21 protein-coding genes are annotated in these 21,490 nt (G+C 59.4%); 10 read left to right on the top strand and 11 right to left on the bottom strand.

The window, feature by feature from the left end; all coding sequences use genetic code 11:
• Positions 1-89 precede the first annotated feature (89 nt).
• The gene (locus tag ACYZTZ_RS20780) at positions 90-881 is read right to left on the bottom strand and encodes a dienelactone hydrolase family protein (RefSeq protein ID WP_461999571.1); all 792 of its coding nucleotides are present in this window, start codon (positions 879-881) and stop codon (positions 90-92) included.
• Positions 882-1,026: 145 nt separating this feature from the next.
• Here ACYZTZ_RS20780 and ACYZTZ_RS20775 point away from each other — a divergent pair, with 145 nt between their 5' ends.
• From ACYZTZ_RS20775 to ACYZTZ_RS20755, 5 genes are all read left to right on the top strand, one after another.
• Positions 1,027-1,629, top strand: a complete 603-nt coding sequence (locus ACYZTZ_RS20775) for a hypothetical protein (RefSeq protein WP_461999570.1) — start codon at positions 1,027-1,029, stop codon at positions 1,627-1,629.
• A gap of 212 nt (positions 1,630-1,841) precedes the next feature.
• Positions 1,842-2,519, top strand: coding sequence for a response regulator (locus tag ACYZTZ_RS20770; protein ID WP_046046505.1), 678 nt, complete (start codon positions 1,842-1,844; stop codon positions 2,517-2,519).
• Complete coding sequence (locus tag ACYZTZ_RS20765; protein WP_461999569.1) at positions 2,516-3,862, top strand: ATP-binding protein; 1,347 nt, start codon at positions 2,516-2,518, stop codon at positions 3,860-3,862. The genes ACYZTZ_RS20770 and ACYZTZ_RS20765 overlap by 4 nt, the downstream gene beginning before the upstream one ends.
• Before the next feature lie 147 nt (positions 3,863-4,009).
• Complete coding sequence (locus ACYZTZ_RS20760; protein WP_461999568.1) at positions 4,010-6,304, top strand: hypothetical protein; 2,295 nt, start codon at positions 4,010-4,012, stop codon at positions 6,302-6,304.
• A gap of 420 nt (positions 6,305-6,724) precedes the next feature.
• Positions 6,725-7,084, top strand: a complete 360-nt coding sequence (locus ACYZTZ_RS20755) for a DUF6124 family protein (RefSeq protein WP_461999567.1) — start codon at positions 6,725-6,727, stop codon at positions 7,082-7,084.
• A gap of 149 nt (positions 7,085-7,233) precedes the next feature.
• On the opposite strand, the gene ACYZTZ_RS20750 is transcribed toward ACYZTZ_RS20755, so the two are convergent.
• Positions 7,234-8,232: an AraC family transcriptional regulator gene (locus ACYZTZ_RS20750; RefSeq protein WP_461999566.1), complete on the bottom strand. Its 999-nt coding sequence runs from the start codon at positions 8,230-8,232 to the stop codon at positions 7,234-7,236.
• 339 nt (positions 8,233-8,571) lie between these two features.
• Between ACYZTZ_RS20750 and ACYZTZ_RS20745 the strand changes: the two genes are divergently transcribed.
• Both ACYZTZ_RS20745 and ACYZTZ_RS20740 read left to right on the top strand, forming a co-directional pair.
• Positions 8,572-9,906, top strand: coding sequence for a dicarboxylate/amino acid:cation symporter (locus tag ACYZTZ_RS20745; protein WP_461999565.1), 1,335 nt, complete (start codon positions 8,572-8,574; stop codon positions 9,904-9,906).
• A gap of 144 nt (positions 9,907-10,050) precedes the next feature.
• Complete coding sequence (locus ACYZTZ_RS20740; RefSeq protein ID WP_461999564.1) at positions 10,051-11,232, top strand: CaiB/BaiF CoA transferase family protein; 1,182 nt, start codon at positions 10,051-10,053, stop codon at positions 11,230-11,232.
• Positions 11,233-11,352: 120 nt separating this feature from the next.
• Here ACYZTZ_RS20740 and ACYZTZ_RS20735 read toward each other — a convergent pair whose 3' ends face one another.
• Both ACYZTZ_RS20735 and ACYZTZ_RS20730 read right to left on the bottom strand, forming a co-directional pair.
• The gene (locus ACYZTZ_RS20735; protein WP_461999563.1) at positions 11,353-11,847 is read right to left on the bottom strand and encodes a SprT family zinc-dependent metalloprotease; all 495 of its coding nucleotides are present in this window, start codon (positions 11,845-11,847) and stop codon (positions 11,353-11,355) included.
• A 158-nt stretch (positions 11,848-12,005) separates the two neighbouring features.
• Positions 12,006-12,608 (bottom strand): Yip1 family protein, encoded by a 603-nt coding sequence (locus ACYZTZ_RS20730; RefSeq protein ID WP_008147981.1) that lies wholly within the window; start codon positions 12,606-12,608, stop codon positions 12,006-12,008.
• Positions 12,609-12,887: 279 nt separating this feature from the next.
• On the opposite strand from ACYZTZ_RS20730, the gene ttcA reads away from it, so the two are divergent.
• On the top strand, positions 12,888-13,712 hold the full coding sequence (ttcA, locus tag ACYZTZ_RS20725) for a tRNA 2-thiocytidine(32) synthetase TtcA (RefSeq protein ID WP_033055258.1): 825 nt from the start codon (positions 12,888-12,890) through the stop codon (positions 13,710-13,712).
• A gap of 67 nt (positions 13,713-13,779) precedes the next feature.
• Complete coding sequence (locus ACYZTZ_RS20720; RefSeq protein WP_461999562.1) at positions 13,780-14,454, top strand: DNA-3-methyladenine glycosylase I; 675 nt, start codon at positions 13,780-13,782, stop codon at positions 14,452-14,454.
• Positions 14,455-14,577: 123 nt separating this feature from the next.
• Here the strand turns inward: ACYZTZ_RS20720 and ACYZTZ_RS20715 are convergent, their stop codons facing one another.
• From ACYZTZ_RS20715 to arsC, 3 genes are read right to left on the bottom strand one after another with little or no spacing between them, the layout of a single operon-like run.
• The gene (locus tag ACYZTZ_RS20715) at positions 14,578-15,003 is read right to left on the bottom strand and encodes a DUF2069 domain-containing protein (RefSeq protein ID WP_461999561.1); all 426 of its coding nucleotides are present in this window, start codon (positions 15,001-15,003) and stop codon (positions 14,578-14,580) included.
• 1 nt (position 15,004) lies between these two features.
• Entirely contained in the window at positions 15,005-15,601 is a 597-nt protein-coding gene (wrbA, locus tag ACYZTZ_RS20710; RefSeq protein WP_046046494.1) for an NAD(P)H:quinone oxidoreductase, read from the bottom strand.
• Positions 15,598-15,951 (bottom strand): arsenate reductase (glutaredoxin), encoded by a 354-nt coding sequence (gene arsC, locus ACYZTZ_RS20705; protein ID WP_129437568.1) that lies wholly within the window; start codon positions 15,949-15,951, stop codon positions 15,598-15,600. Before arsC ends, wrbA begins: the two co-directional genes overlap by 4 nt.
• Before the next feature lie 114 nt (positions 15,952-16,065).
• On the opposite strand from arsC, the gene ACYZTZ_RS20700 reads away from it, so the two are divergent.
• On the top strand, positions 16,066-16,533 hold the full coding sequence (locus ACYZTZ_RS20700) for a TlpA disulfide reductase family protein (RefSeq protein ID WP_415757493.1): 468 nt from the start codon (positions 16,066-16,068) through the stop codon (positions 16,531-16,533).
• 227 nt (positions 16,534-16,760) lie between these two features.
• Here ACYZTZ_RS20700 and ACYZTZ_RS20695 read toward each other — a convergent pair whose 3' ends face one another.
• The 4 genes from ACYZTZ_RS20695 to ACYZTZ_RS20680 form a co-directional block, all read right to left on the bottom strand.
• The gene (locus ACYZTZ_RS20695; RefSeq protein ID WP_056743280.1) at positions 16,761-17,165 is read right to left on the bottom strand and encodes an META domain-containing protein; all 405 of its coding nucleotides are present in this window, start codon (positions 17,163-17,165) and stop codon (positions 16,761-16,763) included.
• The gene (locus ACYZTZ_RS20690; RefSeq protein ID WP_008147995.1) at positions 17,165-17,599 is read right to left on the bottom strand and encodes a hypothetical protein; all 435 of its coding nucleotides are present in this window, start codon (positions 17,597-17,599) and stop codon (positions 17,165-17,167) included. The genes ACYZTZ_RS20695 and ACYZTZ_RS20690 overlap by 1 nt, the downstream gene beginning before the upstream one ends.
• 77 nt (positions 17,600-17,676) lie before the next feature.
• Entirely contained in the window at positions 17,677-18,669 is a 993-nt protein-coding gene (locus tag ACYZTZ_RS20685; RefSeq protein WP_461999560.1) for a 2-hydroxyacid dehydrogenase, read from the bottom strand.
• Between the two features lie 21 nt (positions 18,670-18,690).
• Positions 18,691-21,444, bottom strand: a complete 2,754-nt coding sequence (locus ACYZTZ_RS20680; protein WP_461999559.1) for a response regulator — start codon at positions 21,442-21,444, stop codon at positions 18,691-18,693.
• Between the last annotated feature and the right edge of the window lie 46 nt (positions 21,445-21,490).

Raw genomic sequence — 21,490 nt, 5'->3', positions numbered from 1 at the left:
ACCGCCGCTCCCACATTGGATCTACGTCGTGACACAAATCCAATGTGGGAGCGGGCTTGCTCGCGAAGGCCTCGCCGCGGTCTACCTGATCAGCCAAAGATTTTTTTGAAAAACGCCTGCATGTCCGCCCAGGATTTTTCATCCGCCGCTTTGTTGTAGCCAATGTCCGGCCCACCATGATCGCCATGGCTCAACCGATCCGCATCAGGATTGCTGAACCCATGCTTGGCGCCCTCCAGGCTGACGAACTTATAGTCAGCCCCAGCCTTGTCCATCTCAGCCTTGAATGCTGCCACGTTATCCGGCGTGACCATGCTGTCCATCGCCCCATGTTCAACAAGGATTTTCGCTTTCACACTACCCGGCGCCGCAGGCGACTTGGTCGCCAGCGCACCGTGAAAACTCACCACGCCCGCCAGCGGCAAACCCTGACGTGCCGCATTCAGCACCACGCCACCGCCGAAGCAATAACCGATAGCGGCGATTTTGTTCGGGTCGGTTTGCGGCTGTTTCTTCAGCAGATCGAGCCCGGCCTGAAAGCGCGCGCTCGCCGCGTCACTGTCTTTCAACGCTGCCTGCATGAAGGCCATGGCGTCCTTGGGATGCTCAGTGTTCTTGCCATCGCCATACATGTCGATGGCCAGCGCGCTGTAACCCAGACCGGCGAGATCACGGGCGCGGCGCTTGGTGTATTCGTTGAGCCCCCACCATTCGTGCACCACCACCACGCCAGGGCGTATGCCTTTGATGGCGTCGTCATAGGCGAAGTAGCCGATCATCTTGGTGCCGTCAGCACTTTGATAGGGGATTTCCTGAGTCTTGATCGCGGCTTGGCTGAGCCCGCTCAAGGCCAGTAATACGAGGGCGAGGAAAATGCGCATCGTCGGATCTCCTGCAAAGAGTCATCAAAACAGCCGAGTCGATTTGATTCAGCTCAGGTTCAGAGTGCGTTCAGGGGGAGTTCAGGGCCGGGTGAGTAACCTTGCCCCGTACCCAAATAGCACATAGCGCATAAGGAACTCCCCTATGACTGGTTTCAAAAAACTGCTTCTGGCTTTCACTGTCCTGAGCGCGAGTACCGCGGCTTTCGCTTCCGACGACAATTTCGCCAGCCTTACTTTTGGACAGACCAGCGACAAAGTCAAAAAGTCCCACGCCCTGAATGACAATCTCAACCACCCGAACGCCGACGGCGTGATCGGCAAAGACAACACCTGGGGTGTGCGTCTGGGTCAGCAAAACAGCCAGGGTCGCTACTACGCCACTTACGACAACGTGTCGGGCTCGCACAATGGCATTAAACTGCGTCAGGAAAACCTCCTGGGCAGCTACGATCTGTTCTACCCGGTGGGCGGCAGCACCAAATTGTTCGGCGGCGCCACGGCCGGTTTGACCAAAATGACTCAGGATTCCCCAGGCTTCAGCCGCGACAGCGACATCGGTTACGCCATCGGCGGCCAATTGGGTGTCCTGCAACAGGTTTCGCAAAACACCTCGGTGGAACTGGGTTACCGTTACCTGCGCAGCAACGCCAGCACCGAGATGAGCGAGCGCGGTGGCAGCAAACAGGGTTCGCTGGACCTGACCAGCAGCGCCCAGACCTACCTGTCGGCGAACTACGCTTTCTGACAAGCATTGCCAGTCAGTTAAGCGCAATCCCTGTGGGAGCGGGCTTGCTCGCGAAGACGGCAGCACAGTCGACATTGATGTCGCCTGACACACCGCTTTCGCGAGCAAGCCCGCTCCCACAGGTTCTGCGCTTGACTGACTGGCGTCGCCCTGTCAGGCATAGAGGTGCGAAACCGTGCTGCTGGAGATAATGATTTGCGTAGGAGAGCGTTATGAAACTGCTGGTCGTCGAAGATGAAGCGCTGTTGCGCCATCACCTGCAAACCCGCCTGACGGACAGCGGCCACGTGGTCGAGTCCGTGGCCAATGCCGAAGAGGCGCTGTACCAGACCGAGCAGTACAACCATGACCTGGCGGTGATCGACCTCGGCCTGCCGGGCATGGGCGGGCTCGACCTGATCCGTCAACTGCGCTCGCGCGGCAAGACCTTCCCGATCCTGATCCTCACCGCGCGCGGCAACTGGCAGGACAAGGTCGAAGGCCTCGCCGCCGGCGCCGACGATTACGTGGTCAAGCCGTTCCAGTTCGAAGAACTCGATGCCCGGCTGAATGCCTTGCTGCGCCGTTCCAGCGGTTTCACCCAGTCGACCATCGTCGCCGGGCCGTTGCTGCTGGACCTCAATCGCAAACAGGCGTCCCTCGATGAACAACCGCTGGCGCTGACCGCTTACGAGTATCGGATTCTCGAGTACCTGATGCGGCATCACCAGCAAGTGGTGGCCAAGGACCGCTTGATGGAGCAGCTCTACCCGGACGACGACGAGCGCGATCCGAACGTGATCGAAGTGTTGGTCGGCCGTCTGCGCCGCAAGCTTGAAGGCCCGGCCGGCTTCAAACCGATCGATACCGTGCGTGGCCTTGGCTACCTGTTCAATGAGCGCTGCACTTGATTCGTTCCCTTCGTGTCCGTTTGATGCTCGCCGCCACGATCCTGGCGGTGTTGTTCATGCTGGCGTTGCTGCCGGCAATGCAGGGCGCGTTCAGTTTGGCGTTGCAGGACTCGATCGAACAACGCCTGGCGTCGGACGTCACCACGCTGATTTCCGCCGCCCGGGTGGAAAATAACACCCTGCAAATGCCGGCGCAGTTGCCCGACGAGCGCTTCAACCTGACCGACAGCCGTTTGCTCGGCTACATCTACGACCGCGAAGCTCACTTGGTGTGGCGCTCGAAAGCCACCCGCGAAGAGAAGATCAACTACAAACCGCGTTACGACGGACGCGGCAACGAGTTCGCCCGAATTCGCGAGGCCGACGGTCAGGAATTCTTCGTCTACGACGTCGAAGTCAAACTACTCGGCGGCAAGAGCGCGGCATTCAGCATCGTCGCGCTGCAACCGGTGCGTGAGTACGAAGCCACTCTCGAAGGCCTGCGGGAAAACCTCTACCTCGGATTCGGTGCCGCCTTGCTGGTGTTGCTCGCGCTGCTGTGGATCGGCCTGACCTGGGGCTTGCAGGCATTGCGCCGGCTCAGTCAGGAACTGGACGAGATCGAAAGCGGCACCCGCGAAAGCCTCAGCGAACAACACCCGCGCGAACTGCTGCGCCTGACCGGCTCCCTCAACCGCTTGCTGCACAGCGAGCGCGAACAACGCAGCCGCTATCGCGATTCCCTCGATGACCTGGCCCACAGCCTGAAAACCCCGCTGACCGTGCTGCAAGGCGTCAGCGAAGACATGGCCCAGCGCCCGGCCGATCGCAATCAGGCCTGGGTGCTGCAAACCCAGATCGAACGCATGAGCCAGCAGATCAGCTATCAACTGCAACGCGCCAGCCTGCGCAAAAGCGGTCTGGTGCGCCATCAGGTCCGCCTGCGCCCGGTGCTGCAAAGCCTGTGCGACACCCTAGACAAGGTCTACCGCGACAAACGCGTGCGGGTCGCCTTCGATCTGCCGGAGCAGTGTTACGTGCCGATCGAACAGGGTGCGTTGCTGGAAATGATGGGCAACCTGCTGGAAAACGCCTATCGCCTGTGCCTCGGTGAAGTGCGCATCAGCGTGCGTGAAAGCCATGGCGGGGTTGAGTTGTGTGTTGAGGATGACGGGCCGGGTGTGCCACCGGATCAGCGGGCGCGGATTCTGCAAAGGGGAGAGCGGCTGGACCGGCAGCATCCGGGGCAGGGGATCGGGTTGGCGGTGGTGAAGGACATTATTGAGAGCTACAGCGCCAAGCTGACGCTGGGGGATTCGCCGATGGGCGGGGCGGCGTTTCGGATTCATTTTCCGGTGGTTTAAAAGCGCAGGTGCGCTCAAGTCAGGCATTGCATTGCCTTTCTCTTCTGCTTTACCACTCGTCGCTACTGTCATATTTGACAGTAGCGAGAGGGCTCGCCGCCGTTATTTCATGACGCCTGTACATCACCCCTTGCAGGAGCTGTCGCCATGGCCACTTTCGCCTCGTCCAACAACGACGTACTCGCGCTGTACCCACCCCGAGTGCTGGGCGCTACCCAGCCGGTCGTTGACGCGCACATTGGCGTTTCGTTGGTGATTTACGATCTCCTCATCGATGGCAAGGGCGCGATCGTCCAGGTCGATCCGCAGCTGTCGGGCACGGTGAATCCCGGGGACTTGATAAAGCTGTGGCTGGTGGGGGACACCACGTTTCTGGACAGCGTAATTATTGAGGATGTGGACGCCATCACGCCCCTGCGTATTCCGAAGGGCCGCTTGCATCCGGACCGGATCAACGAGCTTTTTTACACCATTACTCGCGGCAGCCAGAACATCGGCACCTCCGAGCCGCTGCTGACCTTGCTCTACAACAAAATCCGTCCGGGCCTGAAAGACACCAAACCTGAGGTCGACGGGCATTCCGAACTTGAGCTGTTGTTACCCGATTCGATCAGGAATGGCGTCGGCGCCGATTTTGTCAGCGCGCAAGTGTGCGTGTCCTATCCGTATTGCCGAGCCTACGACACGATTACGTTGAAGTGTAACGGCGAAATCATGACGTATAAGGTCGGCAAGGATGAAGCACCACAGCCACCGAATCCGGGTTCGGCGATCCCCACCACAGTGTGTTTTACCGTGACCCGTGCCTACCTGGAAAGCGCAAAAAGACCGAGTGAAAAGCTCGACTTTTCTTACACAGTCACTGACCAACTGGGCAACACCCCGGACACGGACGCGGTCTGGTCGGCGTCGCAAACCGTGGACGAAGACTTGGCCGGCACTCGTTTGTCGGCGCCTATTCTGCTCGAAAGAATGGAGGATTTTCCGGGGGATGATGCCACCCTGATCGAGCTGGACAAGCTGGCCGGTGGTCCGCTGTTGGTGATCGTCGTCACCGCCGATAACCGGTTCCTGCCTGGCGACACGGTTGAAGCAACCTACACCGCGAAGGTATCAGGGCAACCGGTGGATGTGGTGGTACCGGTGAGCGGTGTGGTCGAGGCCGATTCTTTCGGGCAGAAAAAGCCCTGCATCCTCAAGGTGACAAACGATAAGGTCATCGCCAAAAGTTTGGTGACGGCTGCGTATACGCTGGAAAGAGGCGATACGGTTATCGCCAGTTCTAAAACCGCCACGGCACAGGTCATTGGCGAAGGCGTTATCAAATTGAATCCGGCGACACTGGTTGCACCGGCAGTCAGCCCCATCGACCTGTGGCTCTATCCGACCGGCGTCACCGTGCGCATCGAGTTCCTGGCCGCAGTTGCCGGGGACAAGGCTCGTCTGATCGAAATCAACCCTGCTCCGGGAGCCACGCCATTTCCGGCGGTGGAGTTCAACGCGAACAAGCGGACGAACACCGTCCTGACCCAGGCCTTTCTCGCGGAACGGCACGGAACACAACTGGAGTTTCGCTGGGCGCTGATTCGGGGAGGCAAGGAGATTGCCCGGTCAGGGCCGCTTGTGTTGAGCGTGAAGCGGATTGCGGATGGGGATGCGCGGTTTCCAACGCCGGTTGTTGCCGGTCAGACGGGGCAGGAACTGGATGTCACCAAACTGGTGGCTGGCGATAAATTGAGTATTGCTCCGTGGCCGCTTCAAGTGGCGGGTCATTATGTGTGGTTGCGGTATGACGGGTTTAATAGCAATGGGGCGCGGATTTTTTTCGACGATCTTAAAGGCGTGCCGCACAACGAGGCGCAGGGGTTGACCCGCCCGGTATTGGTTGACTGGTTGAATACACTCAAACATGGTACTGCGGTAACGATTACGTTCAGGGTTAACTTTTATGGCGTCGCCAACGAGGCTGGGGCGACTATATTTCCAATTGCTAGTTATATAATTAAAAGCTTTCTGCATACACTATATGAAACTTTTGAATCAAGCCCTTTAGGGGTTATACCCATCGGTTCTTCAATGCAATTTCTACACATGAAAATTACTCCTGTTCGCGGGAGGGCTATGATAAGAAATCCGACGGTACATTATCCTCCTTACACTGCCGGCAGGACTTTATTGGGGGACTTAAACTTTTCTATAAAAATAGAATTACAACAGGGTGCAAAAAATATTAAATTTGCGTTAGGTGATACTGATCGGGTGCCGTGCTTAATCAGCTATTTTGATGAACAAGATAAAGTTCTGGTAATTCGTAATTCGCCACCGTTCGGCTCGCAGATAACCGTATGGGAGCAATATATTCCCCCGGTACCACGTAGAATAAAAACTATAATTATTGAAGGAACAGATGCAGATTTGGATAATTTTACAATGAATTTTTAAGAAGAATGAGGGTGAATTTATTTATCTGTCCCTATCTTTGTCCCTTGGGCAGGAGTGATAAACGGAGATGTTTAAAAGACATCTCCAGACACTCACTCAGGCTACACATCCTTGCGTCGTTGCCTACGACTACGCCAGAATCCGCCGGCTTGTGCGCCTGGGGCGTGGGCTCTATCGTTTCCGTGTCGCTGACGAATCAGCGATCGGGTTTAGCGATCCGATCCCCTACACAGACGCAAAAGCGCCCAAGTTTTGATTGCAGTTTTTAGTGCCTGCAATTTGCGTAATGGTGGCTGTGCGTGGGAGACCTTCGAGGTCTACCCGGGGTTTCTGTGACCCGGATCGCTAACCTGCGTACAGCCGCCACCTTTACTTGTTTAGCGATAGGTCGTGGCGGCTCAATCAACCACGGAGTTTCATATGTTCAAGATCACACCCAACCCGCCAGAAACCGACGACGTTTCCCCGCACGAAACCCCTGATTCCAAAAAGCTCAACGAAACCGCCGACCGCGCCCTCGATTATTACCTAAACCCGGCTGCCCACATCAAAGCCACCCCGCGCACACCCGGCACCATGTTCATCGTCAACCCGGAGCTCGATACCGAAACCCTGCTGGCCCACGCGTGCGAGTCGCTGGCCTCGGCCAATGTCATGGCCATGGATTTGGTGGACCATTTGGAGGGGGCGAGTCGCAATTCGCTGTTGGGGATTGCGCAAATCATCATGCTGGGGGAGCTGGCGGTGAATCGGGCGCTGGATAGACTTGATCCTTCGTAGCAGTTTAGTCAGATAGACCGTGTCATCGTTCTTCGCGAGCAGGCTCGCTCCCACAAGGGATCTTCGGTGACCACACTGATTGTGGACACCCGAGATCAAAAGTGGGAGCGAGCCTGCTCGCGAAGGGGCCAGTCAATTCAACCGAAGCGTCAGTTCTCTTGTGCGCGATAAGCCCCGGGCGTCAGCCCGGTCCACTTCTTGAACGCCCGATGAAACGCCGAAGGCTCTGAAAACCCCAACTGCTCGGCAATCTGCTGCAACGACAGATCCGCCCGCCCCAAGTGATAAATCGCAATGTCCCGCCGCAGCTGATCCTTCAACTCCTGAAAACTCGACCCTTCTTCCCGCAAATGCCGCCGCAAGGTCTGCGGGCTGATGTGCAAGTGCGCAGCCACCTCTTCCAGATCCGGCCAGCGTGAACTGTCGCGGCTGAGCAATCGGCGCAGCTGGCTGCTCAAACTGTCGCCGTCATCGGGACGCGACAACAGGTCGGCGGGGGAGTGTTCGAGGAAATGTTTAAGTGTCCGTTCGTCCTGCAACAGCGGCATGTTCAGGTAGCGACTGTGAAACAGCAGACTGCTCTGCGCCGTGGAAAAGACCATGGGGCAGGGGAACAGCAAATCGTATTCGGCGCCGTGCTCGGGTTTCGGGTAGCTGAACGTCGCCTGTTCCAGCCGAATGCGCTGGCCGATCAGCCAGCTGCCAAGGCGATGCCACACCATCAGCTGGCTCTCGGTGAGGAAGTGGTCCGGGTCGCGGAACTGCGAATCGTCGAGGCTCAGGCGAATCATGTCGTCTTCGCGGGTCAGGGTCAGACGCGGACCGTCAGGGAATAAGCTATAAAATAATAAGCCGCGGTGGAGTGCTTTCTCCAGATTGCGGCAGTGGATCACCGCATGGCACATCATCGCGAAGCTGCCGGTTTTACTCGGAACCGGCCCGAAGCCCAGGTATTCGTCGTCCAGTGCCAGCCACAGTCCCTGGATCAATCGGGTGAACTGTTCAGGCGCGATTCTCGCTCGTGGCTCTTCAAGCAACTCGGGGCTGATGCCCAGTTGTTGCAGCAGGATTGAATAGTCGTAACCCAGCCGGCGTGCACCACCGAGGGCGGCACGGGCGAAATGACTGGCGATGGTGCGTTCGCGCATAGAAGGCAGGTCCGTCCATTGAACGTCGGATGGTAGCCGTGGTGCCTGATGATGAACAAGGCGGATATCCGCCAATTTGTAGGACGAGGTCTGGTCGATGGGCGGAAATCCGCCACTTTGCCGTAACCGTTTGGTGACAAAGAAAAACCTGCAACCCTTGATGTCAAAAGGCTTGCTGGCGATTTGACGAAGGTGGCACGGGCCTTGCGATACAACCCGCAGATGCCTGCCGTTGCGCAGCTCGACAAAACAAATCCCTCCAGTGCAGGAGGGTTCGCAATTGAAGTGTCTTTGGCAACAGATGGATGTTGTCACCGGGCACTCTTGAGGAACTTTGCAATGACGACTCGTCAGCCACTGTACAAATCCCTGTATTTCCAGGTGATCGTTGCTATTGCCATCGGCATCCTGGTCGGTCACTTCTACCCGCAGACCGGTGTGGCCCTCAAGCCGCTGGGTGACGGGTTCATCAAACTGATCAAAATGATCATCGCCCCCATCATTTTCTGCACCGTCGTCAGCGGTATCGCGGGCATGCAGAGCATGAAGTCGGTCGGCAAGACCGGCGGTTACGCGCTGCTGTACTTCGAAATCGTTTCGACCATCGCTTTGCTGGTGGGTCTGGTGGTGGTCAACATTGTGCAGCCGGGTGCCGGCATGCACATCGACGTCGCTACGCTGGATGCCTCCAAAGTCGCTGCTTATGTGGCGGCCGGTGCTGATCAAAGCGTTGTTGGCTTCCTGTTGAACGTGATCCCGTCCACCATCGTCGGCGCGTTCGCCACAGGCGATATCCTGCAAGTGCTGATGTTCTCGGTGATCTTCGGTTTCGCCCTGCATCGCCTGGGTGCCTACGGCAAGCCGATCCTGGACTTCATCGATCGTTTCGCCCACGTGATGTTCAACATCATCAACATGATCATGAAGCTCGCGCCACTCGGTGCCCTGGGCGCCATGGCCTTCACCATCGGTGCCTACGGCGTCGGTTCGCTGGTGCAACTGGGCCAGCTGATGCTGTGCTTCTACATCACTTGCCTGGTGTTCGTGCTGGTGGTGCTGGGCGGTATCGCTCGCGCTCACGGCTTCAGCGTGCTGAAAGTGATTCGCTACATCCGTGAAGAACTGCTGATCGTGTTGGGTACTTCTTCTTCGGAATCGGTGCTGCCACGCATGCTGATCAAGATGGAACGCCTGGGCGCGCAGAAATCCGTTGTGGGTCTGGTGATCCCGACCGGTTACTCGTTCAACCTCGACGGTACGGCGATCTACCTGACCATGGCGGCAGTGTTCATTGCTCAGGCAACCGACACCCACATGGACATCACTCACCAGATCACCCTGCTGGTGGTGTTGCTGCTGTCCTCCAAAGGCGCCGCCGGTGTGACCGGTAGTGGCTTCATCGTGTTGGCGGCCACCCTGTCCGCCGTTGGCCACTTGCCGGTTGCCGGCCTGGCGCTGATCCTCGGTATTGACCGCTTCATGTCCGAAGCCCGTGCCCTGACCAACCTGGTCGGTAACGCTGTTGCCACCCTGGTCGTGGCCAAGTGGGTCAAGGAGCTGGACGTTGACGTGATGCACGCTGAACTGGCTTCTGGCGGTCGCGGCATCTCCGACGAACGCGTAGAAGACGACCTGGGCGTGGCCGAAGGCCCAACCCCAAGCAACGTCAAGTAAGACGGCTGCACTGAAAAAACCCGCTTCGGCGGGTTTTTTCATGCCTGCGATTTGAGCGCAACGGTCAGCGCATCTGACGCATAAGGTGATTGCTGCAATGCCGTCGGCTGCCTAGTCTGGGAACATCGTTTACGGAGAACGCCCATGCTCGGTCCACTGGCATCACTCAAGGTTCTGGATTTCTCGACACTGCTGCCGGGGCCGTTTGCCTCGTTGTTGCTGGCAGACATGGGCGCCGAGGTGCTGCGCATCGAATCGCCAACGCGCATGGACCTGCTGCGGGTCTTGCCGCCTCACGATCAGGGCGTCTCCGCCAGTCACGCCTACCTCAATCGCAACAAGCGCAGCCTTGCGCTGGACCTCAAGCAGCCTGAGGCGCTGGAGGTGGTCAAGCAGTTGCTGCAGGACTACGACATCGTGCTGGAGCAGTTCCGCCCCGGCGTGATGGAACGATTGGGCCTGGGTTATGAAGCCTTGAAGGCGATCAATCCGAAACTGATCTACGTGTCGATTACCGGTTACGGCCAGACCGGCCCCTACAAGGACCGCGCCGGCCACGACATCAACTACCTGGCCCTGGCGGGGCTGGCGAGCTACACCGGCCACGCCGACAGCGGGCCGTTGCCGTTGGGCATGCAAGTAGCGGATATCGCCGGTGGCTCGTTGCACGGGGTGATCGGGCTGCTGGCGGCGGTCATCGCCCGGCAGCAAACCGGGCAGGGGCAGCATCTGGATGTGAGCATGACCGACTGCGTGTTTAGCCTGAACGCCATGGCCGGCGCCGGGTATCTGGCCTGTGGCGTGGAGCCGGGAAGGGAGGATCAGATGCTCAACGGTGGCAGTTTCTATGACTATTACCGTTCCCGCGATGGGCGCTGGTTCTCGGTGGGCAGTCTGGAGCCTGCGTTCATGAAACAGCTGTGTGCGGCGCTGGGGCTGGAGGAGCTGGAAACCTTGGGCTTATCACCGGAACCGGCCTTGCAAAAGGCGCTGAAGAACGCGCTGAGGATTGAGTTCGAGACCCGCGATTTCGCCGAATTGTGCGCGTTGTTTGCCTCGTTGGATGCGTGTGTCGAGCCGGTGTTGAGTTTGGGCGAAGCGGTGCGCCATCCGCAGTTGAAGGCGCGGGCGCTGGTGACCGAAGTGCCGCGTGGTGACGGGACGACTCAGGCGCAGATGGCGTGTCCGTTGAAGTTTTCGCAAGGGTTGCCCGAGCCGCGGCATATCGGCGCGGCCATAGGGCAGCATACGGATCAGGTGTTGGGGGAGTTGGGGTATAGCGCTGAGCGTATCGAGGAATTGCGCCGTGCCAGGGTGGTTGTGTAGCGCTTGTACTGGCCTCATCGCGAGCAAGCTCGCTCCCACAGGGGATCTTCGGCGTGACATAAATCCAATGTGGGAGCGAGCTTGCTCGCGATGGGGCCAGCAAAGGCACCACAAATCTTGCTACTCGACCCGCATTTCCCCACTGAACACCAACGTGCTCCGGCACCGCCGACACAAATACCGCCGCCCCTGTCTCACCAAACCATGGCGCTGGGCTGAAAACGGAAAGTCACTGTCCACACACGGGCATTTGTAGATGTAACGGGTCACGCTACGGCGTTTGACGTCATAGGTGTGGCAGCGATTGGGCGGCAGTTCGTACACGCCGCGCATGATCAGTTGCCACTCTTCGCCATGCGGCTGGATGCGGTCGCCGAACAGTTGATGGGCGATCAGGTGCGCAACCTCGTGGGCCACGGTCTGCTTGAGGAAGTCTTCGGCATTTTCCCGGTACAGCTGCGGATTGAAGCGCAGCAGGTTCTCGTGCAAATGCGCGACACCGGCTTTTTGCCCGCGCAGCTTGAGGCTCACCACGGGGCGTTTGAAAGGTCGTTTGAAAAAGGATTCGGCTAGCTGGTAACAGTCTTCGACGCGGGTATTGAGTTGCTCGGGCATGCTTGATGGATCTCCAGAGACGTCGAGTATGCCGCAACCCTTGAGAGTTGCGAATCGCCGAGGCGCCGAATGGTCGTCACCGTTTTCTATCCTTGAGCATTAGAAGGCCGCCTTGCGGCGGCCTGTGTTGGCAGATCTTGTTTTTGGGTGATGTGTTGCTAATTGGTGTAGACCGGCCCCACGCCGAGTCCCCAGACAATTACCGTGAACGCCATGATGGCGACCAACACCACCAGGCCTACAGCGAGCACCGAACTCGAAAACAGAAATCCCTCGTCTGATGGAATGTTCATGAAAGTGGGTAGCCCCACATACAGCAGGTACACCGTGTAGCAGATGGCCGCGGTGCCGACGATCATCCCAAGCCACATGTGTGGGTACAGCGCCGCCAGACCGCCGATGAACAGCGGTGTCGCGGTATAGGTCGCAAACGCAACGCAGCGTGCCAGACTCGGGTTGGCGTCATAGGTGCGAGCCATCCAGTGGATGAACGCGCCCATTACCGCCACACCGCCGAGCATCGCCAGGTACGACATGACCGTCATCCATATCGCGCTTTCCACCGTCAGCATCACCGGTGCGCGACTGCCAATGACCCAGCCGACCTGTGTGGTGCCGATAAACGCCGACACCGCAGGGATCGCCGCCAGAATCAGCGTGTGAGTGAGATACATGTGGCTGATGCTTTCCTCCTGATCGCCACGAATCTCTTTCCATTCTTGGTCAGGGTGGGTGAAGAGCCCCACTACGTGATGGATCATGCCAGTCACTCCTCTTGTTTTTACCGTCGCCCCCCAGTGGAGCGCCTACGGGCCAAAGTGGCCGAGTAAGGAAAGGTCTGGATATGTGTGCGACCTTATGTCGCAGTATAGAAAGGTCTTAACAGCGCAGGTTGCAGGGCTTTAGAGCAAATTGCGCTGTAAACCCCTGGCTTAATCGCGGTTATGACTTGTAGGAGCTGCCGCAGGCTGCGATCTTTTGATCTACCGGCGATTTGCGTAAAATGCCGGCCTTTCGTCACACCTCACGGATTTCGCGTCATGGGCACTCTTACGGTCAACCAGAACAAACTGCAAAAGCGCCTTCGCCGCCAGGCCGGTGAGGCTGTTGCCGATTTCAACATGATTGAAGACGGCGACAAGGTCATGGTCTGCCTGTCCGGTGGCAAGGACAGCTACACCATGCTCGATGTGCTGATGCACTTTCAGAAGGTCGCCCCGATCAAATTCGAGATCGTGGCCGTGAACATGGACCAGAAACAGCCGGGTTTCCCTGAGCACGTGCTGCCGGCCTACCTCAAAGAGCTGGGCATCGAGTACCACATCGTCGAGAAAGACACCTATTCGGTGGTCAAGGAGCTGATCCCGGAAGGCAAGACCACCTGTTCGCTGTGCTCGCGCCTGCGTCGCGGCACGCTCTACACCTTCGCCGACGAAATCGGCGCGACCAAGATGGCCCTCGGTCATCACCGCGACGACATCGTCGAGACCTTTTTCCTGAACATGTTCTTCAACGGTTCGCTCAAAGCCATGCCGCCGAAGCTGCGCGCCGACGATGGCCGCAACGTGGTGATCCGTCCGCTGGCCTACTGCAACGAAAAAGACATCCAGGCCTACTCGGACTTCAAGCAATTCCCGATCATCCCGTGCAACCTCTGTGGTTCTCAGGAAAACCTGCAACGCCAGGTGGTCAAGGACATGCTTCAGGAGTGGGAACGCAAGACGCCTGGCCGCACCGAAAGCATTTTTCGCAGCTTGCAGAACGTGATCCCGTCGCAACTGGCGGACCGCAATCTGTTCGACTTCACCAACCTGCGTATCGACGAGACTGCCGCTTCGCGCTTCGTCAACGTTGTAAACCTCTAGACACAATCACTGTGGGAGCCAGCAGGCTGGGTCCCACAGGTTTCATTTAAATTCCTCAGGAGAGGGCATGCGCGATTACAAGTGGCTGCACGAATACTGTCTGAACCGCTTCGGTTCAGCGGCTGAACTGGAAGCCCATCTGCCCGTTCCGAAAACCCCGGCGCAATTGCGCAAGATCAGCGACGACCGCTACCTCTCGACCATGGCGCTGCGCGTCTTCCGCGCCGGGCTCAAGCACAGTCTGGTGGACGCCAAATGGCCGGCGTTCGAAGAGGTGTTCTTCAAGTTCGACCCTGAGAAAGTCGTGCTGATGAGTGCCGAACACCTTGAGCGTTTGATGCAGGACGCGCGGATCATTCGTCACCTGGGCAAACTCAAGAGCGTGCCGCGCAACGCGCAGTTCATTCTGGATGTGACGCATGAGAAGGGCAGCTTCGGCGCGTTGATCGCCGATTGGCCGGTCACGGATATTGTTGGGTTGTGGACCTACCTGAAAAAGCGCGGTCATCAATTGGGCGGGTTGTCGGCACCGCGGTTCTTGCGCATGGTCGGCAAGGACACGTTTGTGCCGAGCTACGACGTGGTCGCGGCGTTGAATGCGCAGAAGATCGTCGACAAGGTGCCGACCAGTCTGCGGGATCTGGCCACGGTGCAGGGCGTGTTCAACCAGTGGCATGAAGAAAGTGGTGGGCGGCCGATGAGCCAGATATCGATGATGCTCGCCTACACAGTGAATCACTGACGAAAATGATCGTTCCCACGCTCTGCGTGGGAATGCCGCCCGGGACGCTCCGCGTCCCTGTGACGCGGAGCGTCACTTGATGCATTCCCACGCAGAGCGTGGGAATGATCACTGTGAGGGCGATCAGGCGACGGAGGTTTCGCCCTCGCCAGCCAACTTGCGGTTCAACTGAAACCGCCACCGCACATACAACAGCGCCGAGCAGAACACCGCCAGGCTCGCGCCCATTTCCAGCAAACCAAACAGCTGCCGGTTCGGGTCATACGCCGCCAGTGCGCCCTTGATGAAATACAGGTTCACCACAAAGCACACCCATGAATGCCCGCGCGCACTGCCGATAATCATCCCCGGCGCCAGCAACAGCAGCGGCACCAGTTCGATCAGCAGAATCACCCACGGCCGGGCGCCGTGCAGGTCGGCGATCACCAGGTAGTAGGCGCACAACAAACCCACCAAACCGAAGTAGCACAGCAGGCTGATGACGCGCATCGCCCGGACCCGCGGTTCGAGCCATTCGATAGAGGGCAAAATCTTCGGCTTTTTGGCCACGTCAGTTCCCCAGTTTCTGTGCAGTCTTCGCCAAGCGCAGGCCCAAGGCCCGGCACAGCGCGACTTCATGTTCATTCAAGCCGCTTTTGCCATCGGCCCCGGCGTGATGGCTGGCGCCGTAAGGCGTGCCGCCGCCGCGGGTTTCCAGCAAGGCCGATTCGCTGTAAGGCAGGCCGGTGATCAGCATGCCGTGGTGCAGCAAGGGCAACATCATCGACAGCAGCGTGGTTTCCTGCCCGCCGTGCAGGCTCGCGGTGGAGGTGAAAACGCCAGCCGGTTTGCCCACCAGCGCGCCGGTCAGCCACAGGTTGCTGGTGCCGTCGAGGAAGTACTTGAGCGGCGCCGCCATGTTGCCGAACCGGGTCGGGCTGCCCATGGCCAGGCCCGCGCAGTTCTTCAAATCGTCGAGGCTGGCGTACAGCGCGCCTTCGTCCGGGATGTCGGGTGACACGGCTTCGCACTCGGTGGAAATCGGCGGCACCGTGCGCAGGCGCGCTTCCATCCCGGACTGCTCGACGCCACGGGCAATCTGCCGGGCCATTTCATTGGTCGAGCCGCTGCGGCTGTAATACAGAACCAGAATGTACGGCGCACTCACGGCAGCAACTCCAGCACATTCTCCGGCGGACGGCCGATGATGGCTTTGTCGCCGACTTCGAGGATCGGTCGCTCCATGAGTTTCGGGTTGGCGGCGATGGCGGCGATCAATTGCGCCTCGCTCAGGCTGCTGTCGGCCAGGTTGAGAGTCTTGTACTCGTCCTCACCGGTGCGCAGCAGTTGCCGGGCGCTGATGCCGAGCTTGGTCAGCAGGCTCTGGATTTGCGCGGCGTTCAGCGGGGTGTCCAGGTAGCGGACCACCGTCGGGGTCAGGCCACGGGCTTCGAGCAGTTCGAGCGCACCGCGGGATTTCGAGCAGCGCGGGTTGTGATAAAGCGTCAGATCGGTCATGTGCGGTTCGCATCTTGCGTAAGGTGACGGCTATTCTAACTGTGCAGCGCGTAATCCAGAACCTTGGGAGGCGATGGGTCGCAGGCGCATTCAATTTTGAACAAGGAATACGACATGACTAGGCGACTGGCAGCGGCATTGGCGATCATCGGTACGTTATTGCTGGGGGGCTGCGGTAACGACTATGGCATCGACCAGAGCGGCCAGAAAGTTGCCGCCGAACGTCTGGACAAACAATGGCTGGTGCTCAATTACTGGGCGGAATGGTGCGGGCCGTGCCGGACCGAGATCCCGGAATTGAACACCTTGGCTGATCAGCTCAAGGACAAGAAGATTGGTGTGTTCGGGGTCAACTTCGACAATGTGCAGGGTGAAGAGCTGAAAAGCGCCAGCGAGAAGCTGGGCATCAAGTTCACCGTGCTGGCTTCTGATCCGGCCGATCTTTTTGAGTTGCCACGTAGCGAGGCGTTGCCGGTGACTTACATCATCGATAACAAGGGCAAGGTACGGGAACAGTTGATGGGAGAGCAGACGGCAGCGGGGGTGATGGCCAAGCTTGAGGCGTTGCAGGCGAAGAATTGAAGGGGGAAGGGGGGATTCTGTGTTGAGCTTCAGATCCACCCCTCACCCCAGCCCTCTCCCCACGGGGGAGAGGGGGAAAGGGAGCCGAACGGGGGCTTTTCAAAACCTGAGGTCGACTCGATTTTCCCGGTCGCAGAATGTATAAAAACCCACTCGGTCAGTTCCCTCTACCTCTGGGCGGTCCGACGTTTCGGGAGGGCTAGGGTGAGGGCTGGCGATCTAACTGCTTAACCCTCTTCAAGCCACCAACGCAACGGCTTCCCTTCTGCCGGCCAGAAGCGCATCTGGTCGATCGGCGAGATGTCCCAGCGTTGAACGTTTTCCAACGCCTGGAGGAAACGCTTTTCCTGCTCCATCAACGCCGGCGCACACAGTTTGCGCGTGCTGCCGACCTTGCCGAAGCTAAGCTTGTCGCCTTCCAGGGTGTACGGCGCGAACCAGTGGTTGCAGCCGCCGTTGCCGTAGGCCCGACCGTCTTCACCGAGGGTGACGGTCAGGTGGCTGTAATCCATCAACGGACGTTCGCCGATCCACTCCAGAATGTAGCTGCGGTTCTGTTGCAATTGCACCGGCTCGGCGGCGCAGCCCAGCAGGCTGGCACCAACCATCGTGGTCAGAGCAAGGCGTTTCATCACGCGGGCTCCTGGCATTTCGGGCACAGGTGCTTCTCGCCGACCGTGGTCCAGCCCAGCTCGGCAATCCGTGCAGTGGCAGCAGGCTTTTCAGCCTTGTTGCCCAGCTTGGCGTCAACCGCGAACTCGAAGTTCAGCTCTTTGGCGCAGCTGTCGCAGTTGACTTTCCAGGTGTGGATCGCCAGTTCGCCGAATACCGGACCACTGGCCACCGCGACCCATTGGCCTGGCGGATTGATCAAGTGGCGAACCGTTTCGACGGTCAGGCGCATGGACAAGTCCTTCGCGCCTTTGAGGGTCACGACCAGCACGTCGTTGTTACGAATCGAGCCGCCGTTGCCGGTGACTTGATAACGCCCCGGCACAAGGGCGCGGCATTCGGTGAGGGTGTGTTGCGGGTTCATCAGGCTATAGCGGAAATCGTGTTCGACCATGGGTCCTCCAAATATGCGCGGCATGCTAGCACGGACATCAGCGCAGCATGGCGCGGGCGTATGACCTTCGATCTGGTTCAGTCACCCTTTACCAGATTCGCTGGCGCGCCTGCCGCCCAGGCGGCGATGTTCTGCAGGGTGGTCGTGGCAATCGCGCCCAGGGCTTCGCGGGTCAGGAAGGCCTGGTGAGCGGTGACGATCACGTTCGGAAAGGTCAGCAGCCGCGCCAGCACATCGTCCTGCAGCGGCAGGTCGGAGCGGTCCTCGAAGAACAGCTGTGCCTCCTCTTCATAGACATCCAGCCCCAGATAACCCAGTTGACCGTCCTTCAACGCGTCGATCAGCGCCGGCGTGTCCACCAGACCACCGCGGCCGGTGTTGATCAGCATCGCACCGGCTTGCATGTGCGCCAGTGACTCGCGATTGATCAAGTGTTTGCTTTGTTCGTTGAGCGGGCAGTGCAGGCTGATGATCTGCGACTCGGCCAGCAGTTCCGGCAGGCTCAGGTAACGGGCACCGAGGGCTTCGACTTGCGGGTTGGGGAAGGGGTCGTACGCCAGCAATTGGCAGCCAAAGCCGTTCATGATTTTCGCGAAGGTCGCGCCGATCTGCCCGGTGCCGACCACGCCGACGGTTTTGCCCACCAGGTCGAAGCCGGTCAGCCCGTGCAGGCTGAAATCCCCTTCGCGCGTGCGGTTGTAAGCGCGGTGCAGGCGTCGGTTGAGCGCCAGGATCAGCGCCACCGCATGTTCCGCCACCGCGTGGGGCGAGTAGGCGGGGACGCGCACAATCGCCAGCCCTAGACGCTTCGCCACTGCCAGATCGACATGGTTGTAACCGGCCGAGCGCAGTGCGATCAGGTGTGTGCCGCCCGCAGCCAGGCGTTCGAGCACCGGCGCGCTGAGGTCATCATTAATGAAGGCACAGACCACTTCGTGATGCTCGGCCAGCGCCACCGTATCAAGGCTCAGTCGCGCCGATTGAAAGTGCAGTTCAATGCCAGCTGGTAGCTCGGCACTGAGAAAACTGTCGCGGTCGTAGGTCTGGCTGCTGAAAAGAATCGTACGCATGCGGTCCTCCTGGAATGTGCATCAAGCATTTATACGGGCATGGGCGGCCAGGCGATTGATGGCCCGATCGAGGTCTTCCAGTGCGTTGGGGGCTTTGGGGTCCTGTTGCTTGAGCAGCGTTTCGCTGCGCTGGCAGGCAGCGCGCAGTTGCGGGACGCCGCAATAACGGGTCGCGCCGTGCAGGCGATGGACGCGCTCGATCAGGGCGTTCTGGTCGTTGTTTTCCCGGGCGAAACGAATCGCCTCGCGATCGGCTTCCAGCGACGCCAGCAGCATTGCCAGCATGTCCGCCGCCAGATCAGCCTTGCCGGCAGCCAGGCGCAAACCTTCTTCGTGATCGAGCACCTGCAATTCATGACTGCCACCGTGGCTGTCGCTGGAGCGCTCGGGCCCATGATTGCGCAGCGCCAGGCCGGTCCACTTCAGCACCACTTGGGCCAGTTGCCGTTCGCTGATCGGTTTGGTCAGGTAGTCGTCCATGCCGCTTTGCAGCAGCGCGCGTTTTTCGTTGGCCATGGCGTGAGCGGTGAGGGCAACGATCGGCAGCGGCGTGCAATGCCGTTCACTTTCCCACTGGCGAATCGCTTCGGTGCTTTGCCGCCCGTCCATGCCAGGCATCTGAACGTCCATCAGCACCAGGTCGAAAGTTTCGGTCTGCACCGCCTTGACCGCCGCGTAACCGCTTTCCACCGCGAGGACTTTGGCGCCCATGTCTTCGAGCAGGGTTTGCACCAGCAGCAGGTTGGCCGGGTTGTCGTCGACGCAAAGCACTTTTGGCGCACGGCTGGACACCGGTTCGCCGGGTTCGCTGCGTTGCTGACGCGGGTTGACCAGGTCGGACAAGGCCCGTCGCAGCTTGCGGGTGCAGGCCGGTTTGGCCTGGAGCTGGCTGTGCGGGTTGGGCACCGAGAGGTGGAACAGCGTCTGTTCGGTGGTCGGGCACAACACCAGCACCTTGCAGCCCAGATGTTCGAGGTCCCAGATGTGCTGGTTGAGGCGCTCTGGCGGCATGTCGTTGCTGGTGATGCCGAGCACCGCCAGGTCGATCGCCTGATCGGTTTGATGCGCGCCGGTCACGCCATTGGTCAGGCTTTCCAGCGTATTGAACGGGGTGACCTCGAGGCCGCAGTCTTCCAGTTGATGCTGCAACGCCTGACGGGCCAGTTCGTGGTTTTCCAGCACCGCCACCCGACGCCCGAGCAACGGCGGACCGGGCAGGTCTTCGGCGTCGTCGCGGGTTTTGGGCAGGCTCAGGCTGATCCAGAATTCCGAGCCTTCGCCGGGCGTACTGTCGACACCGATCTCGCCGCCCATCTGTTCGATCAGACGTTTGGAAATCACCAACCCCAGACCGGTGCCACCCGGTTGCCGCGACAGCGAATTGTCAGCCTGGCTGAAAGCCTGGAACAAGGCGCGCACGTCCTGGTTCGACAGCCCGATGCCGGTGTCCTGAATGCTGATGCGCAGTTGCACGCTGTCTTCGTGCTCTTCCTCGAGCATGGCCCGGGCGACGATGGTGCCTTCGCGGGTGAACTTGATCGCGTTGCTGACCAGGTTAGTGAGAATCTGCTTGAGCCGCAGCGGATCACCCACCAGCGACAGCGGCGTATCGCGATAAACCAGGCTCACCAGCTCCAGCTGCTTGGCGTGGGCGGCCGGGGCGAGGATGGTCAGCGTGTCCTGAAGCAGGTCGCGCAAGTTGAACGGAATATGGTCGAGCACCAGTTTGCCGGCCTCGATTTTCGAGAAGTCGAGAATCTCGTTGATGATCCCCAGCAGGCTGTCGGCGGACTTTTCGATGGTGCCCAGATAGTCGAGCTGGCGAGGGGTCAGCTCGCTTTTTTGCAGCAGATGGGTGAAACCGAGAATGCCGTTGAGCGGCGTGCGGATTTCATGGCTCATGTTGGCCAGGAACTCGGATTTGATCCGGCTGGCTTCAAGGGCTTCCTTGCGTGCCAGGTCCAGTTCGATGTTCTGGATTTCGATGGTTTCCAGGTTCTGACGCACGTCTTCGGTGGCCTGGTCGATGCTGTGCTGCAATTCTTCCTGCGCGTTTTGCAGGGTGCCGGCCATGCGGTTGATGCCGGACGCCAGTGTGTCCAGCTCCTGGCTGCCGAGGGGCGGCAAACGGGTTTCCAGATGACCGTCCTTGAGTTGCGCCACCGCTTGCTTGATTTGGCTCAGCGGCCGATTGATGCTCCGGCCCATGCGTAACGCCAGCAGCGCTGCACCGGCCAGGCCTGCGCCGATCAGCAGCAGGCTGGCAAACAGGCTGCGGTAACCGCGCAGCAACATGCCGTTGTGGGACAGTTCAAGTTCGACCCAGCCCAGCAGGCGGTCGGCTTCTTCGGGAATCAAGTCACCGGCCAGATTGCGGTGCTTGCCGAACACCGGCAGCAAGTAACGCGTCGCGTCATTGCCGCTGCGGCGCAGCATCTGCGAACTGTTGCCGATCGGCGCCTGATTGAGCATGGTTGGGCCGGCATGGGCCAACAGGGAGCGGTCGGGCGCGAGGAACGATACGGCGCGCACGTCCGGTTGTTCGAGGGATTGGGTGGCAATGCGTTCCAGCAGCTCGGTGTTCTTGTGGCCCATGGCCGGGGCCACCAGGGGCGCCAGTTGTTCGGCGATCATTTCGCCACGCTGCATAAGCTGGGTTTGCAGGTCGGATTGCTGCATCCAGGTGAAATAGCCGCCCAGAACCAAGGCCATCAGGCTGGTCGGCAACAGGGTCAGCAATAGCACGCGGCCTTTAATTCCCAGTTTCTTGAGCACGCATCTCTCCTGCATCCAGCGATTTAATGACCTGCACGTACGTCCA

Source organism: Pseudomonas sp. LB3P58 (assembly GCF_054897895.1).
This window is presented reverse-complemented; position numbering and strand designations above follow the sequence as displayed.

What these genes read in the sequence shown, in the direction of transcription:
- ACYZTZ_RS20780 (WP_461999571.1), bottom strand. Translation starts at nt 881, where the DNA reads ATGCGCATTTTCCTCGCCCTCGTATTACTGGCCTTGAGCGGGCTCAGC.
- ACYZTZ_RS20775 (WP_461999570.1), top strand. Translation starts at nt 1,027, where the DNA reads ATGACTGGTTTCAAAAAACTGCTTCTGGCTTTCACTGTCCTGAGCGCG.
- ACYZTZ_RS20770 (WP_046046505.1), top strand. Translation starts at nt 1,842, where the DNA reads ATGAAACTGCTGGTCGTCGAAGATGAAGCGCTGTTGCGCCATCACCTG.
- ACYZTZ_RS20760 (WP_461999568.1), top strand. Translation starts at nt 4,010, where the DNA reads ATGGCCACTTTCGCCTCGTCCAACAACGACGTACTCGCGCTGTACCCA.
- ACYZTZ_RS20755 (WP_461999567.1), top strand. Translation starts at nt 6,725, where the DNA reads ATGTTCAAGATCACACCCAACCCGCCAGAAACCGACGACGTTTCCCCG.
- ACYZTZ_RS20750 (WP_461999566.1), bottom strand. Translation starts at nt 8,232, where the DNA reads ATGCGCGAACGCACCATCGCCAGTCATTTCGCCCGTGCCGCCCTCGGT.
- ACYZTZ_RS20745 (WP_461999565.1), top strand. Translation starts at nt 8,572, where the DNA reads ATGACGACTCGTCAGCCACTGTACAAATCCCTGTATTTCCAGGTGATC.
- ACYZTZ_RS20740 (WP_461999564.1), top strand. Translation starts at nt 10,051, where the DNA reads ATGCTCGGTCCACTGGCATCACTCAAGGTTCTGGATTTCTCGACACTG.
- ACYZTZ_RS20735 (WP_461999563.1), bottom strand. Translation starts at nt 11,847, where the DNA reads ATGCCCGAGCAACTCAATACCCGCGTCGAAGACTGTTACCAGCTAGCC.
- ACYZTZ_RS20730 (WP_008147981.1), bottom strand. Translation starts at nt 12,608, where the DNA reads ATGATCCATCACGTAGTGGGGCTCTTCACCCACCCTGACCAAGAATGG.
- ttcA (WP_033055258.1), top strand. Translation starts at nt 12,888, where the DNA reads ATGGGCACTCTTACGGTCAACCAGAACAAACTGCAAAAGCGCCTTCGC.
- ACYZTZ_RS20720 (WP_461999562.1), top strand. Translation starts at nt 13,780, where the DNA reads ATGCGCGATTACAAGTGGCTGCACGAATACTGTCTGAACCGCTTCGGT.
- arsC (WP_129437568.1), bottom strand. Translation starts at nt 15,951, where the DNA reads ATGACCGATCTGACGCTTTATCACAACCCGCGCTGCTCGAAATCCCGC.
- ACYZTZ_RS20700 (WP_415757493.1), top strand. Translation starts at nt 16,066, where the DNA reads ATGACTAGGCGACTGGCAGCGGCATTGGCGATCATCGGTACGTTATTG.
- ACYZTZ_RS20695 (WP_056743280.1), bottom strand. Translation starts at nt 17,165, where the DNA reads ATGAAACGCCTTGCTCTGACCACGATGGTTGGTGCCAGCCTGCTGGGC.
- ACYZTZ_RS20690 (WP_008147995.1), bottom strand. Translation starts at nt 17,599, where the DNA reads ATGGTCGAACACGATTTCCGCTATAGCCTGATGAACCCGCAACACACC.
- ACYZTZ_RS20685 (WP_461999560.1), bottom strand. Translation starts at nt 18,669, where the DNA reads ATGCGTACGATTCTTTTCAGCAGCCAGACCTACGACCGCGACAGTTTT.